The organism is Bradyrhizobium centrolobii (genome assembly GCF_001641635.1).
Taxonomy (GTDB): domain Bacteria; phylum Pseudomonadota; class Alphaproteobacteria; order Rhizobiales; family Xanthobacteraceae; genus Bradyrhizobium; species Bradyrhizobium centrolobii.
This window is the reverse complement of record NZ_LUUB01000013.1, coordinates 69,014-83,109: the sequence shown is the minus strand read 5'-3', so window position 1 is coordinate 83,109 and position 14,096 is coordinate 69,014. Positions and strand designations below refer to the sequence as shown.

Annotated in this window: 10 protein-coding genes and 2 pseudogenes; 6 read left to right on the top strand and 6 right to left on the bottom strand. The window is 57.1% G+C overall.

Annotated elements, in window-relative coordinates; all coding sequences use genetic code 11:
* The 4 genes and pseudogenes from AYJ54_RS46560 to AYJ54_RS01450 form a co-directional block, all read right to left on the bottom strand.
* Positions 1-906 (bottom strand): annotated as a pseudogene (locus AYJ54_RS46560) (IS630 family transposase); the annotation flags it as partial.
* Between the two features lie 87 nt (positions 907-993).
* Positions 994-1,512, bottom strand: coding sequence for a Fic family protein (locus AYJ54_RS01465; RefSeq protein WP_245328841.1), 519 nt, complete (start codon positions 1,510-1,512; stop codon positions 994-996).
* Positions 1,513-1,566: 54 nt separating this feature from the next.
* Positions 1,567-2,327, bottom strand: a protein-coding gene (locus AYJ54_RS46555; protein WP_136623358.1) for an IS5 family transposase whose coding sequence is annotated in 2 segments (ribosomal slippage) — positions 1,567-1,994 and positions 1,994-2,327 — 762 coding nt in all. Because the reading frame shifts where the segments join, the coding sequence is not laid out codon by codon here.
* Positions 2,328-2,396: 69 nt separating this feature from the next.
* Positions 2,397-2,924: a DUF4172 domain-containing protein gene (locus tag AYJ54_RS01450; RefSeq protein ID WP_347337199.1), complete on the bottom strand. Its 528-nt coding sequence runs from the start codon at positions 2,922-2,924 to the stop codon at positions 2,397-2,399.
* 1,386 nt (positions 2,925-4,310) lie between these two features.
* Between AYJ54_RS01450 and AYJ54_RS01445 the strand changes: the two genes are divergently transcribed.
* The 6 genes and pseudogenes from AYJ54_RS01445 (at position 4,311) to AYJ54_RS01420 (ending at position 10,677) form a co-directional block, all read left to right on the top strand.
* Positions 4,311-4,931 carry a response regulator transcription factor gene (locus tag AYJ54_RS01445; protein WP_063696118.1) on the top strand — a complete coding sequence of 207 codons (621 nt, stop codon included), beginning with the start codon at positions 4,311-4,313 and terminating at the stop codon, positions 4,929-4,931.
* 98 nt (positions 4,932-5,029) lie between these two features.
* Positions 5,030-5,410, top strand: coding sequence for a response regulator transcription factor (locus AYJ54_RS01440; RefSeq protein WP_136623360.1), 381 nt, complete (start codon positions 5,030-5,032; stop codon positions 5,408-5,410).
* 209 nt (positions 5,411-5,619) lie between these two features.
* On the top strand, positions 5,620-5,850 hold the full coding sequence (locus AYJ54_RS50495) for a hypothetical protein (RefSeq protein ID WP_063696108.1): 231 nt from the start codon (positions 5,620-5,622) through the stop codon (positions 5,848-5,850).
* A gap of 755 nt (positions 5,851-6,605) precedes the next feature.
* A pseudogene (locus AYJ54_RS46550) lies at positions 6,606-7,350 on the top strand (IS5 family transposase); the annotation flags it as partial.
* 504 nt (positions 7,351-7,854) lie between these two features.
* Positions 7,855-8,544, top strand: a complete 690-nt coding sequence (locus AYJ54_RS01425; protein WP_136623356.1) for a hypothetical protein — start codon at positions 7,855-7,857, stop codon at positions 8,542-8,544.
* A 549-nt stretch (positions 8,545-9,093) separates the two neighbouring features.
* Positions 9,094-10,677 (top strand): glycosyl hydrolase family 18 protein, encoded by a 1,584-nt coding sequence (locus tag AYJ54_RS01420; protein WP_063696105.1) that lies wholly within the window; start codon positions 9,094-9,096, stop codon positions 10,675-10,677.
* A gap of 416 nt (positions 10,678-11,093) precedes the next feature.
* Here the strand turns inward: AYJ54_RS01420 and AYJ54_RS01415 are convergent, their stop codons facing one another.
* Both AYJ54_RS01415 and AYJ54_RS01410 read right to left on the bottom strand, forming a co-directional pair.
* Positions 11,094-12,209, bottom strand: coding sequence for a radical SAM protein (locus AYJ54_RS01415; RefSeq protein WP_063696104.1), 1,116 nt, complete (start codon positions 12,207-12,209; stop codon positions 11,094-11,096).
* 482 nt (positions 12,210-12,691) lie between these two features.
* On the bottom strand, positions 12,692-13,990 hold the full coding sequence (locus AYJ54_RS01410; RefSeq protein WP_063696103.1) for a DUF2130 domain-containing protein: 1,299 nt from the start codon (positions 13,988-13,990) through the stop codon (positions 12,692-12,694).
* Positions 13,991-14,096 lie beyond the last annotated feature (106 nt).

Here is a 14,096-nt window from a genome sequence, read left to right as displayed (position 1 = left end):
GGCGCACTCCTCGTTGGAGAAGAGATCGAGGAGTTCGCCGACCTTTCGCCAGGTTGCCTCGACGTCGCGTGGCTCTGCGGCTCGGATCAGGTGTTTGAGTTTGGCGAAGACCTGCTCGATCGGATTGAGGTCGGGACTGTAGGGCGGCAGAAAGAGCAGATGGGCTCCCTTGGCGCGGACGGCGTTGCGCGCCTGCTTTCCCTTGTGACTGCCGAGGTTATCGAGGATCACGACCTCACCCTTTGTCAGAGTGGGCGCCAACACCTGTTCGACATAGAGGGTGAAGAGCTCACCATTGATCGGGCCATCGATCACCCAGGGCGCGCAGATCTGATCGTGGCGCAATGCCGCGATGAAGGTCATGGTCTTCCAGTGTCCGAAGGGCCAGATGCCTGGAGACGCTGCCCACTCGGCCCCCAGCCGCGCAACGGTGCCATGTTGGTCTTGATCCACGTCTCGTCGATAAAGACCAGGCGCGAAGCGTCGATCCTGCCCTGATGGGCCTTCCAGCGCGTCCGTTTACGGGCGACGTCGGGACGATCTTGTTCGGCTGGCAGCATCGTTTTTTTTGAAGCTCAGCCCTTCGGCGTGCACAAACGTCCACACCGCCCGGACGTCTGTCTTGATCCCGCGCACCGCCAGCTCCTGTGTCAGCTTCCGCAAGGTGAATGGCCCCGAGCGAATGCGCTTGCGCAGCCAGTCGGCATTAGCGCCGGACAAAACCGGCTTCTTGTGACCACCGATCTTGCCGGGCGAAACGCCTCCGGTCTCCCGCCGCAGATTCTTCCACTTCGTCACACAGGAAGGACTGATCTGAAGCGCTTCCGCAATCGAACGGACGGTCTCGCCGGCGTCAGCCCGCGCCAGAGCGCGTTCGCGAAGGTCTTCCGAATAGGGTCGCGTCATCCATGCTGGCCCCCGTTCTCCAGCATGGAGTTTGAATCAGAAATCTGTCCCGCTGGGAATCCCGATTCCGGTAAAAAACATCATGCTCTAGTGTTCTGCTACGGTCTCGACCAACGAATAGCTCGTGCTGCGACCGCCGGCCGCGTCTTTTGCCAGAATACCTTTATCAACAAGGTCGTCGATATCGCGCAGTGCTGTATCCTGCGAGGTCTTCGTGAGCTTGGCCCACTTCGATGAGCTAAGCTCGCCTTCAAAGCCCTCGAATAGACGTTCGATCATTGCTCTCTGGCGCTCGTTCAATTTCTGATCCAAGTGCTTTTTCCAGAAGCGCGCTTTCCTGAGGACAGACGAAAGGATGGTATCGGCGCGGTCAAAGGCGCGGTCGAGGCAATCCAGAAACCAAGTGAGCCAATCAGTAATCTCAAGATCGCCCTTCTGCGTCGCTTCTAAGATCTCGTAGTAGGCGTTGCGCTCCTGCCTGATGTGAGCTGACATGCTATAGAAACGTTGTGAGTTGTTTTCGGAATGCGCTAGCGCCATATCGGCAATCGCGCGCGCAATGCGGCCGTTGCCATCCTCAAAAGGATGGATGGTTACAAACCTCAAATGAGAGCACTGGATCGATATCCTGGGTGCCGTTGAACTAGGCGGTGTGGACAGTTACCTTAGCCAGAGCAGAGCTGCAGCGATCGTTACGACGGCAAAGTAATTTCGAGCAGTCTTTTCGTAGCGCGTTGCGACGCGCCTGAACCGTTTCAGTTTTGAGAAGCAGCATTCGATCAGGTGACGCTCGGCATAGAGGGGTTTGTTGAGCGGATATTTGATTGCCCGTGAGGGATTGTTCGGAATCACGGCTTGAGCACCCTTTGCAGCGATGGCGGATCGCAATGCATCGGAATCGTAGGCCGCATCGCCCATCACGACATCAGCGGGGAGCCCCTCGATGAGCGGCTGGGCTTGAGGTGCATCGCCGGCTTGACCTGCCGTTAGGAAGAAGCGGACCGGGCAACCCAAGCCGCGGACAGCCATGTGGATCTTAGTCGTCAGGCCGCCGCGCGAACGCCCGATGGCCTGATTTTGAGCCCCCCTTTAGCGCCGCTGGCGTGCTGGTGGGCGCGGACGATGGTGGAGTCAACGATCAGGTACTCAAAGTCCGGATCGTCTGCGAGCGCTTCGAACATGCGTAGCCAGATCCCCTTGGCGCTCCACCGGCTGAAGCGTCGGAATACGCTGTTCCATTCGCCGAACGCTTCGGGCAGATCACGCCAGGGCGAACCGGTCCGCACGATCCATAAAACGCCCTCGACGAACATGCGGTTGTCGCGGCCTGTCGAACCGCGCTGGTCCGGCCGACCGATAATCAAGCCGGAGATACGATCCCATTGCGCATCGCTCAGGACGAGCCGATCCATGACACCCAAGGCATTCTCCTAAAAGAAAGCCTTGAATCACGTTCCATCTGATTTGAGAATCCCAAGAGTCCACACGACCTAGTCGATGAAGGCTTTCATTTCATCGGGCAGCAGGGCCGCTTTGGGTGCTTCGTAATGAACGCGCTCGCGCCCGATCGCGCCGGACACGACCTGCATAGGTCCGGATTCTTCGGTGCGCCAGGCTCCCACTGCGATTTTGGTCATGCCGCTGCGACCGGTAGGAAACAGGGCGGCATGCCAGCCAAACAGACGTTCGGAGGTGAGGGGGGTATTGTACTTGCCTGTTGCGTCGAGCGTCATTTCGACGATGTCTTCGACATTACGCTCAGCTGGCGTGAGAGTGCCGATATCGACGCCCAAGCGGCGTGCGAGTGACGAACGAACCTGGTCGCGGCTGAGAACTTCACCCTCGATCTCGCTCGACTTCGTCACTTCCTCGGTAAGCGCTTCGAGATTGGCTTCGGTCTTTAGTTTGAAGCCCAGTTCTTCCATGCGGCCGGTAAGGCGCCCCTGCCGGTTGCGGACAGCCGCCAGTTTTTGCGCGATCTTCGCCGTATCCCATCTGAAATGGGGCCAACCCCTCAGTTCGTGGATTAGCTCATTCTCCGCATCCTTTGCGGAGAAAATAGCCCAATTCGCCGCAAGAGCAATAATATTCTACGCATCCAATGCGGCGAACAGTGCCGTAATCGCCGCAATGCGGCCCGCCACGTCGGCACAAAGTCACTATCCTGGCGCAGATCTTGGCGCAGCCATGTTTGAGCTTGAAAACGAACTTCGCCGCCGGCTTTCAGGCCTCCGCCGTCTCAATTAACGCGAGAAGCAGTTTGCTTACCAAGCTGCCCGAACGGTATCGAGTATCGTTGGCGGCCCACGAGAGCGGCGTCCTGCTTCCGGATTTTTGGTGGGGTCTCGCATGAACGTGAACAACGTCCCGTTTGCGGCGGTGCTTGCAATCGCCGTAAGTTCGCTGGTCATCAACGGGGCGCTGGCCATGACCGTTAGACTTGCTCGTGCTTCTATGGCTGGGCGCACAATGAAGCCAATTTCCGCGTAGTAGCCGCCGATATAGGCGATCTGGATGCCTTCCCCTTCATCCTTGGCACAAGGGCCCTATAATCCTTTTCCCTTGCCAAACAACTCTGGCGCATAATCTCCTGTACGCCCGCATCATGAAGACGCGATGCAACGATATCTGCAACGCCCTTGCCGGCGGTGCTCTTGTCGTTAATGATAGCCCAGCTTCACGTTTCGGATTTCAGGGCCGATGCGCACTGCGCGCAACGTCAGAGGGGCATATCACCTCCGTATGCAGAATTGCGCGCCTCGAACCAACAAAGCGTCGGAAATCGCTTCTTCAGCTCCTCCTCAAAGCCCCGTTCTTAGTCACAAATTCCGCCTTCAATCGACCGTCCACTTCGAGAGCGCAACCAGAAGTGGGGCAGTTTACGAGTGGCTGCGACCCATTTTATTCCATTGGCACTTGGGTCTTGATCGACGAAGGCTCCTTAACCTGAGCCGTCCGGATCAGACTAGTTGTGCGGTGACCGGGGTCTTCAAAGGCAATGATCCAGCGCGAACTCCTGCTGGCTTTTTCGAGACCGATCGCGGCTGCGGATGGGCGTCTTTCGAAAAAGCTGGCCGATGACGGCTTCGCGGAGCTTAGCGCAGGGCCAGCGAGGCGGCGATCGTCAACGAGAGGCCCAGCCCGGATGGTATCGACCCTGGGATTGAGACGAATCGCACCTAACATTGCAAAGTTGTCCAGTTTTTGCGATGTAATCGGACCATACCGTGAAATTTAGGAATTAAATCGCACAAGTTGTTCTTGGCGGCACCGCGCCGCTTCGAGCGCTCTCGAATTGGGGGATGCGGCGTGACATTTCAGGCTACCTTGCGCTTGTCTCAAGAGGATGCATCGTGAGCGAGGGCTTGCAAGGGTCCCAGCCGGCCGCCGGCCGCGATGAAGCAATGGTCTTCATCGTCGACGACGATCCTTCGATGCGCCAGGCTCTCACAAATCTTTTTGAATCGGTGGGCCTCATTGTCGAGGCCTTCGGCTCTGCGGCGGAGATCCTGCAAGCGGCCCCGCCCGAAGTGCCGAGCTGCCTCGTGCTGGACATCCGCCTGCCGGGATTGAGCGGGCTCGAGCTCCAGTCGGATCTTGGTAAGGCCAACATCCACACGCCCATCATCTTCATCACCGGTCACGCGGATGTCCCCATGACTGTCAGGGCCATGAAGGGCGGTGCGGTCGACTTCCTGACCAAGCCCGTGCGCGACCAGGATCTGCTCGACGCGGTCCAGACCGCGATCGAGCGGGATCGAAAGCGGCGCGAACTTGAGAAAACAGTCTCCGACGTGCGATCCCGATTCGAAAGCCTGACGACTCGCGAGCGCGACATTCTGGCCCTGGTTACGTCGGGCCTGTTGAACAAGCAAGTGGCAGGCGAACTCGGCTTGGCCGAGATTACCGTCAAGATCTATCGTGGCCAGATCATGCGCAAAATGGGCGCGAAGTCACTGGCCGATCTCATAAGGATGAGTGAAATGCTCGGAATCTCGCGTCCAAAAGCAGGCGTACAAACCTAAGTATGCCTTTCAATCCTGCGCCGCGCCCCCACTTTTTCACTGGGCGGCCGCACCGCGGCAAAGGATTGTTCCGATTACAAGCGATCATCATCTTGTCAATGCCTTTCCTCATTTCCGTCGTCGACGATGATGCATCCGTTCGCACCGCAACGAGCAACCTCCTGGCATCATGCGGCTATACCGTCCACACCTTTGCCTCCGCCGAAGAATTCCTCGGCTCGGCGGAATTGACCGATACGTCCTGCGTGATTGCGGACGTCCAGATGCCGGATATGAGCGGACTTGACCTGCTCAGGCATATGCGCAGCCGCGGTGGTCATACGCCTTTCATCTTCATCACGGCTTTTCTGGACGATGCGGTGCGCGCTCGCGCGATCGAGGCCGGCGCAATGTGCTTTCTTGCCAAACCATTTACCACGCCCGCACTGATCAATTGCCTGAAGATTGCGCTAGAGGCATCGCACGGTAGAAGCGGGTGATGCCTCAGCCTGTGTCCACCGCTCATGCGAGGACGTGGATAGTACTTCAATTTGATCGCCGGCCGTTGACGAACGGCCACACTTCGCGATCTCGGCTCCTTGCCTGCTGGCGAGCGCTTGGACCACCTCAGCCAGCAGTCGACCAGTTGCCTGAGGATACTGGCAGTAGCGCTTCGGGCAGCCCGCCTGCAAGTCGCGCATGGAGCGCCATGGACGAGCCCGAGCATCGGCCAGCTTCGCTGTACGGCCTGCGCGTGAAAAACATGCTTGGCGATATCCAGACCAATTATGGTAACTCTGACACGGACGCCTCCCTTAAGCGGTGCTCAACACCTCCACTTTGGCGGATCGATGCCGTCGGGCGGGGCGTCCACGTCATCGTAAATGTCCGCTTCGCTCTGATACCGACCGCCTTTGTGCAACCGCAGCAAATGTCGTGATGGGCGAAAGCGGAAAATCCCTCTTCAAGGCGTAGCTTTGGTGCAGGACCTTCTTAGCCGTCTCTAGGACTGCTGACATGGATGAAGTGCACCAGCTCAGCGTGAGCGTCGAACTCAAGATCTGCTAGAACCGTGATGACAGCCTGCACACCGTTGCTTGCTTCAGCCGTGTGTGTCACGTGTCGCGATGTATCTTGGTGCCAGCTCTTGCCCGGGGCGCAGAAGCAGACGTCTACCGTGAATAGTGGCATTCCGTCTTCTCCCTGCCCGCAATAGCCAATCAAACTTGCGTCCCCCTTTCCCCCAAAACCATGAGACCGGCAATCATTGCCGACGACGGCAGCAATGAGCCAAATGATGGTCGAGCCCCGCACAGGAACCGGATGAGATGAGCGCGAGACTATAAACAATGGGCAAGAAAAACTGCCACTGCTGAAATAGGTGGGCCCAGCCCAAGGCCGCCAATGCTGCGACGACCAAGAAGTCATCGCCGGGCCGAGCAAACCGAAGATTAGAATGCGTCTCAAGTCGGGGCACCCTTGTTAGCCCATTCAGCAACATCGGTTGCTTTGACTAAATGAACGGTAAATCTTATGCCGACCTCCGCAATGCGCATCTTCGACGGATTCGGCGAGGGTTGTTGTCGGATTGATGTCCGCTTCTGCCCGTAACCGCCGAACCGGCGTTGGCCACGGAGACCGTTGCGATCGGCCGACCTTCTATGATTCAAACTCTCAAACTGAGGGGCTCGAATCATGCGCTATGAACTCGCCGATTATGAATGGCTTGCCATCAAGCCGATGCTGCCGAACAAGCCGCGTGGCGTTCCTCGGGTGAACGACCGGCGTGTCCTCAATAGCATTTTCTGGGTCTTGCGCTCCGGAGCACCCTGGCGCGATCTGCCCGAGACGTTTGGCCGTACACCACGTGCTATAACCGCTTCTTCGTCCGCTGGGGGCAGGCTGGTGTCTGGCGCCGCATCATAGACGCACTTGCGGCTGCCCATGATGCCGCTGTCCAGATGATCGACACCTCGATTGTCCGCGTGCATCAGCATGGAGCCTACATCACAAGGAACCGGCGCCAATCGACAGGAAGGTCACGCGGCGGCTTGACGAGCAAAATTCATGCGGTGGTAGATAGCAACGGTCTGCCGGTACGGCTGGCGTTGAGCCACGGCGAGGCACACGACGTTCGGCTTGCCGGAAAACTGCTGCCTCATCTGAAATCCGGGTCAATGCTGCTTGCCGATCGTGGCTATGACGCCGACTGGATCAGAAAGCTTGCCATGAAGAAGGGAGCATGGGCCAACATCCCGCCGAAAAGTAATCGCAGCGTTCCGATCTGCTTCAGCCCGTATCTCTATCGCGCTCGCAACCAGGTCGAGCGGTTCTTTACAGGATCAAACAATGTCGCCGGGTGGCGACGCGCTACGATAGGCTTGCCGCCAACTACCTCGCTTTCGTTCAACTGGCGTCAATCAGGCTATGGCTTCGCCTTAATGCGCCGCCTCCTACCACAGGCCGAATATCCGGGATGTATGTTTCCGCTAGTGAACTCGCTGTTTTCAGGCCGGTCGGTAAACCGCATGCGAGTTAGACCAAGCGATCTTGTCGTGCAGCCTGGTTGAAAGACAGAGTTATTGCTTCCTTTTCGCCAACGATCTGACGCTGGGTCATAGCTTCGGAAAGCACTCAGGCGAAGGCTTGAACCGGCCGTAGCGTCAGGTTGTAGGGCAAAAGGAAAGATTGTCAGCCCACGAAAGGCGTCTCCAAAATGACAAAGCCGTTTCTTGCTTCCGCGCTCTGCGCCGCCTTAGGTCCGATCGAGATAAATGGCATCACGTATCGCGTCCGCGGTCGTAGAGCGGGCGGAGCTCGGCATCGCCGCGACGGACCTAACGGCGCTGCGCCCCACCTCGAGAGCCGAGCTACAATGCTTCTAATCCCGCTTCTTCGCGGAATTGGCTGCAGCGACTATGGAAGTCACGACGGGGTTGACCTGATGGCGCTCTGGGCGACGGCTATTGTTTTGGCGACCCTGATGGCTGCGTCTCAAACCGCCTCGATCGGGCAGGCGGTTGCCGCGAAGAAGCGCGGTACGCAAGCTGCATCGACCCGCGACGATCTGAATTGGTCATCCAAGACGCAGTGGAATGGCTCCTTCGCCGTCACCGTCAAACAGTCGATCTCGCGGTTCTGGGAATCTTGGATCGGCGCCGACATGATGGTGGTACGCGAGTCCTCCACGAAATTGGAATCGCTGCAAGAGATGGCCGCCAACGGCGGCAGCGTGCCGCAATCCTCCGGTCGCGCCTGGGCCGTGGCGACCGTACCCGGATTGGGCTTCATCTGGGACAAGACCGTCTTGGAGGCCGCGGCCGATTCCAGCGAGGCGAGTAGTACGTTCGGCGCCGCTTTGATCAAGTCGGTACCGCTGTCGTACGACTATTCGCTGAACCTGCAGATCGGCTGCTACGCGATTCAGCAGGGCGTGCTGCCGTCCTCCGGCATCGCTGGGCATCTGGCCGGGACCCGTCAATCGGCCACAATTACGATACCCGGTACCGGCACGAGCTTTATCGCCGGCCGCACCATACTGGCGACTGACGACAAATGGCTCCTCAAGTTTGGCGCCGAGCAGAAGCTGTTCGACAATGTCAGCGTCTCCGGTTCGATTAGCGAGATCGCCTAGGGCGGGACGACGAGGGAGCTGACCGTGAAATTCAAGACTAGCTGGTGAGGTTCCAACGAGCTCGTCGTGTGAAGCAACTTCTCTTTTTTGGAGCGCCGCAGCTGCGTTCGTCGCAGGCGGTGAGGTCCATTCGGCGGATCTCGGGCCGGCGGTTAAGGTCCGATCGCCGCTGTGAAGCTGGACTGGAGGGATTGGCGAGCATGTCGGCGGGAACTGCGGCCGAACATCATCAGTGAACCCTATGGTTCATCGATTTATGGCGACGTCGTCGATGCTCCCGTGTTCCTGGCCGGAGGTCAGAACGGCTACAATTGGAAGGGAGCGGTTGGTTTGGCCTCGATTTGGATGCTAGTGACGCTGTCTTCGACGGTACAAACTTGGTCTTGCGGTCTCCGGCAGCCCGAACGTCGCTATATTAGTAACCCCAATTCGCATGCGTGCGCACCTCAGAAGCATGCTCAATTATTCTCCCAAAGCTTAGGCCTATCGGCAAACCCCTCACCGACTGCGCAGGCGAGTGGCGCTTGGTCGGACAAATGGAGTAGAGGTATGATCGCCAGGACGATATTGTGGCAGGCTCTGCTGTCGATCATTTTTGCATTTTGTTCTTGGGCGAATGCTCTGGCAGCGCCCGAGATTTCGGCGTATTTCCTAAGCGGTCCCCCGGCGGAGAAAGGCACGCCTGCCTACTACGCGAGCTTAATGAACCTGAAGGAGCTCAGCAATAAGATCGGGCGCGAAGGCGCAAACTTCAATAATCTCATGCTGTCGTTCGTGCATCCCAGCTTGATCAGGTACACATCCAACGATCTGAGCTGCACGGGACTTTTCGGGTACACATGCACTGATGGCAAAGCTGTATCTCCTGAACCAAGCGACCCGAAAGCCGATTTCGACACTCTGAAGAAAATCGTGGCTGAGTTGAAAGCAAACGGTGTCGCAACGTACATTGCTGTCGGCGGATGGAATTTCAGTTGCCTGCCCAGGATCTACGATAAGGCGATGGCAAAGCCGAATTCATGCGGCCCGCAGAATGAGGGTTATGACACCTTTCCAAACCCTGCCACCAAAATACTTCGGCCTAGCTTCGAAAGCAGCATCACAGGAAGCAACGCGGACGACGCATACAAAAACATTGTTTCGCTTGCAAACGATCTTGGCGTTTCGGGTATTGATGTCGACTACGAAGAGTTCTGGCACGCCGACATCAATGCCAAGTCCTGGACATTGACTCCCGACAAGATCACGCCGCCCGGACCAGATGAGTTCAAGGCCAAGCTGTTAAGCGACACGGCCTTGATGGAGCGCGGGATGGGGGGAGACGTGTTTGACGACAGCATGAAACTCAATCCTGGCAGCAAGACGACTCCACGTGCTATGCCGCGGACGATCGAAAAGTTCGCCGCGATTTTAAAGTCGCTAGACACCTCCATCAAAAGCATCAAGCCCTCGCTGAAGCTAAGTGCCGCTGCACCGGCTACTGGTGGAATCCCGATCATGTCAGCCAATTGGGGCACTGTGGCTCCGAACTCCGGTATTGACGGTGGTGCATGGTGGGGCGGGAATCTATATGGCCTGATCTACAATACCGCCCTGCTCCATCAGGCGGAAATTGACAAGCTAAGCCATATCGGAGTCATGTCGTACGATCTAAGCGATGCAAGTTGTGAGAGCGCTCATCCTGACTCACACATTCCCTGTGATCTCGTCGGCCAAGTGAACTTTTACTATAATCAGTTCGTTGTCTGGCTCAAAAATGGCAGCGGACTGCCCGCAGATTTGCAGTTTACAAGTTCCAATGCACTGGTCTCGGGGTCGAGAACTCGCGCGTTAGCGTCGATTCAACCGCGCAAACTCCTGATCGCGCCACCTATCACAGTTGGATTTGAGGTGGGGCAGCCGGCAACGGGAAATCTGCCACTGACGAAACGTGATCTGGCAGAGATCCTTGACGAGACAGTCAAATATTCTCGGTCAGGAATCATAATGTGGGATCTATATAAAGACGTTCGCTCCGATGAGCACAACTGGAACTCGAGCTGGGCAACTCCCAAGGACGTTCTCAGAGAGGCTTGCACAAAAATGGGTCTCTCCGGATTGATCTATAACTGCGCGGCTAATATTCCACGCTAGAGCTGCGTGCGTTGCCGCCGGAAAGCATCAGGTTGGATCGGTCGATCTGATACAGATACAACGCAGAACGACGTTGGATCGCTATTCGTCCTGACCTTCCGCTTACGTGCGCTCACGCACGTATTCTACAGACGCATTATTAGTCGATGCGGCTTCGGTTGCTTGGCATTCGACTTCGAGCCCGAGCCCTCGGCTAGGCGCCGGCGCTAGACATGTCGTTGATTTCGTCTGAATGTTGGTTGGTGAGGGCTCTCTACGCAAGAGCTACGGTTGTCTGTTTTCGAGAGGGATAGACGATCGATGGTTCACCATGGGCCGGCATGTTCTCGCTACTGCGCCTAACAAGGTCATCTTTGTTTGCCCAGCCAGTGCTGCCGTGCATCATCAGCAGGCAGCATAGCTTAGTTCTTGATGGTTCAAGCGAGGCTGAATACGCCAGAGAAAAAAGGCAGCTCGTAGCGAGCCATGATCTCGTGGAAGCGAGCGTGCGTCTCTATCAACTCGTCAAGATCGTAGCAAAATGGAATATCCATCTGTTTGATGACGAAGGGCGTCAGAACCGTCGGGGCAGGCACCACGCCGATCTTCGCCAATGCTTCCAATCCGGTAATCGTATTGTCGGAAGCCTCAATTCCGGCGAGAAGAGAGCTTCCAGCCCCCCATCGCCCGAATATTTCGACTGCCTCGGTGAAGATGGCAATGTAGTCTTCAAAGCGGAATTCAGCCTTGAAACCGTGGATGTACTTTCGCCGTATCGCGGGATCTATGATCTCAATACCCGTATTGAACCGTGAGATTCCCGATTGTTTTAAAGCTGAGAGATAATCTCGTCGCTTGTTGTGATCGCTCCGGATACTTTGCGGCACGACTTGTGAGACGTAGATACCTCCTGTGTATCCCACCTCCCTGAGTCGACGAGCGATCGTGGTGTGCCGATCTAGTTCCGCCTTCTCGTTCTTCACACTTCCGGTGCAAAGCCAGACGACGTCGTATTTGGCATTAAATGCGCCGCCGTGCTCATTTATGTAATCCAAACAAGCGTAGAAATTGGCTTTGTAATCGGTGCTGCCGCTTCCCTGAATTGCCAGTACCTCCCATTCATTTTCCTTGAAGCAAAAGTCGCAGGAATAACAGCAGTATACGTGATAATCGAATACAAAACTGCGAGCGGCATTCGCGCGCATCATTCCGAAATTGTACATGCCCGTAGGCGCATGTGCAGGACCGACATGTTGGCGGCAATGGAGTTGTCTAATCTCACCGTTCACTGACGCGATGAGGGATTCGCCGTCAAACATGAATGGCGAGCTTGGATTGATGCGCGCCGTGATCGTCTTGAAATAGTCCCGCCCATGGATCTCTATTTCAACTCTCGGTATGACCTGCCCGAGCATGGGAAAGCGCACGTCGGTCGTGAGGAGCTGAATGCCGTCTCTCAAGGCGCCAAGCCGAAATATCTCCTCTATGCGCACTCCATAACTGTTCTTCAGAGCAAAATCGAATTTTGCAGCTCTCTTTTGTTGAGCTCCCATGATTTTGCTCCGCCAAGATGCGAATTGCAGAATGTGCTCTTGCGAGGGCGGCAAAGTGTTCCCGGCTCTGCCGTACCGCGCCGGTCGACGGCTGAAGACCGACGTTCACGTTGGAGCAATCGCCGTGCCAACAAAGGCGTCACGCAAACGTCGCATAAAAACAAAGGCGGCGACGACTAGGCTCAAGCGTCGAGTTCTGGACGTTAACGTCGAGAACCGGACACGTGAAAAGGATCCGAGAGCGCGGGTCGTGGGCTCGGGGCTTTCCAGATTTGTGATCGACTCATACCTACAGGACCTCCGCCTCCTAGCGGCTGGCTGGGGAAACCGACAATCAGTTTAGATCAAGGCGAGGTTCGATGTAATAATTGCTGCCCTCAGCACCGACTGGTCAATGGAGATCTAGCTTTGCTACTCGCCTGGGGGAGGGAAGGTCGCCTGTTGACAACGCAGCTCCCCCACAAAACTCACCCCGCCTTCCGTTACGACGCGGTCGAGCTCTCAAGCAGCGGCATATCGAGGCTCGGGATCTCTGGCATGGCTTTGCCGGCAATCGCTTGGAGATCGCCGACCATGCCAACCGTAGACTCGATCACGGACAGGATCTGGGTCTCACGCTTGGCCCATTGCCGACCCATGAATTTGCGCTCCTTGTCGAGGTCCTCGCGCATGACGTTGAATTTTTCAACTACGGCTTCCACCCTTTGGCGGAACTTGATGCCAGTCAAATACTGATAGACCTGCTCCATTTTGGTCTGCTGTCCCTGCTGCGCCAAGCGCAATCCGCTGACCTCGATGAGGGTCTGGCGCAAGGCGACAGCGACGGGAAGCGCGTAGCGCGGATGTGCGACCCACACCCCATCGACCAGATCAAAGTGCTCGACATGTTTTGGAAGCGCCTGAGAGATGATCAGGGCGATGTCGGCCCCACAGCGGCGCTGGTCGTCCCGTAGCTTCGCCAGCCAGCCATCGCTCCACGCTTTAGTGCGCTTGGACTCCCAAAGGATAATGCCAGCGGCCTGGCCGATCGAGCCGTTGACCTGTTGCACAACATCGGCTCCAAGCTCGCCCTTTCCCACGGGCTCGACCAGGTCGGAGGGGAAGCGTCCACGCAGCAGCACCTCGAGCTCAAGCTCGAGAGCCTCACCTTGAGACTGCTGAGAGCCTTGCTCGGCCTTGCGCTTCAACTCCTCGATGGTCCGTGTCATGGATTCGATGGTTTGATCTTTCTCCAGAACACGCAATCGAGCCGCCTCGTCAGCTTCCAGACGAGCCTTGGCTTGAATCTCGGTGATCGAGGCCTGAACCCGCTTTTCAATCGTGAGGTCAAGCTCGCGCTTTTCTTCGTCCAGAACTCGCTGCTTTCGCATCAGCTCAGCCTGGGCTTGTTGCGCCTCGGCGAGTTTTGCGTTGTTTGCCGCAAGATTGTGTCGGAGCTCGCTTGCTTCCGCTTCCTTCGCCTGCAGCTCAGCGGCGGCCGCCTCGCGGGCCTTCTTGGCTTCCGCCGCTATAAGCACACTTCGTTCGACGGAAAGTCGCTTCGAGACCTGCTCCTCGATCTGCTCACGCGCTCTTGCAAGCTGCTCACGTTCTTCGCGCAACGCTTCGGCCTTGCGGGCGACCTCCGCATCCTTGCTGGCCAGCTGCTCCTGGAACCTTCGGCGCGTCTCTTCGAGGAGAGGCGCCGCGAGCGATTCCGTTAGCTTGATGTCATTCCTGCAATGTGGGCATTGGAGTGTAGGTTCATGCGCGGCGCCGGCGATGGTTGCTGCGAAGTTCATGACCGCTCCTATTTCGTGCCGATGGCGTCAAGTTGACTCGCCGCTCCTACGATTGCTTTACGCGATTGCGGTGGACGGGTCGAACGCCGCAAGCGGTTACGGCGGT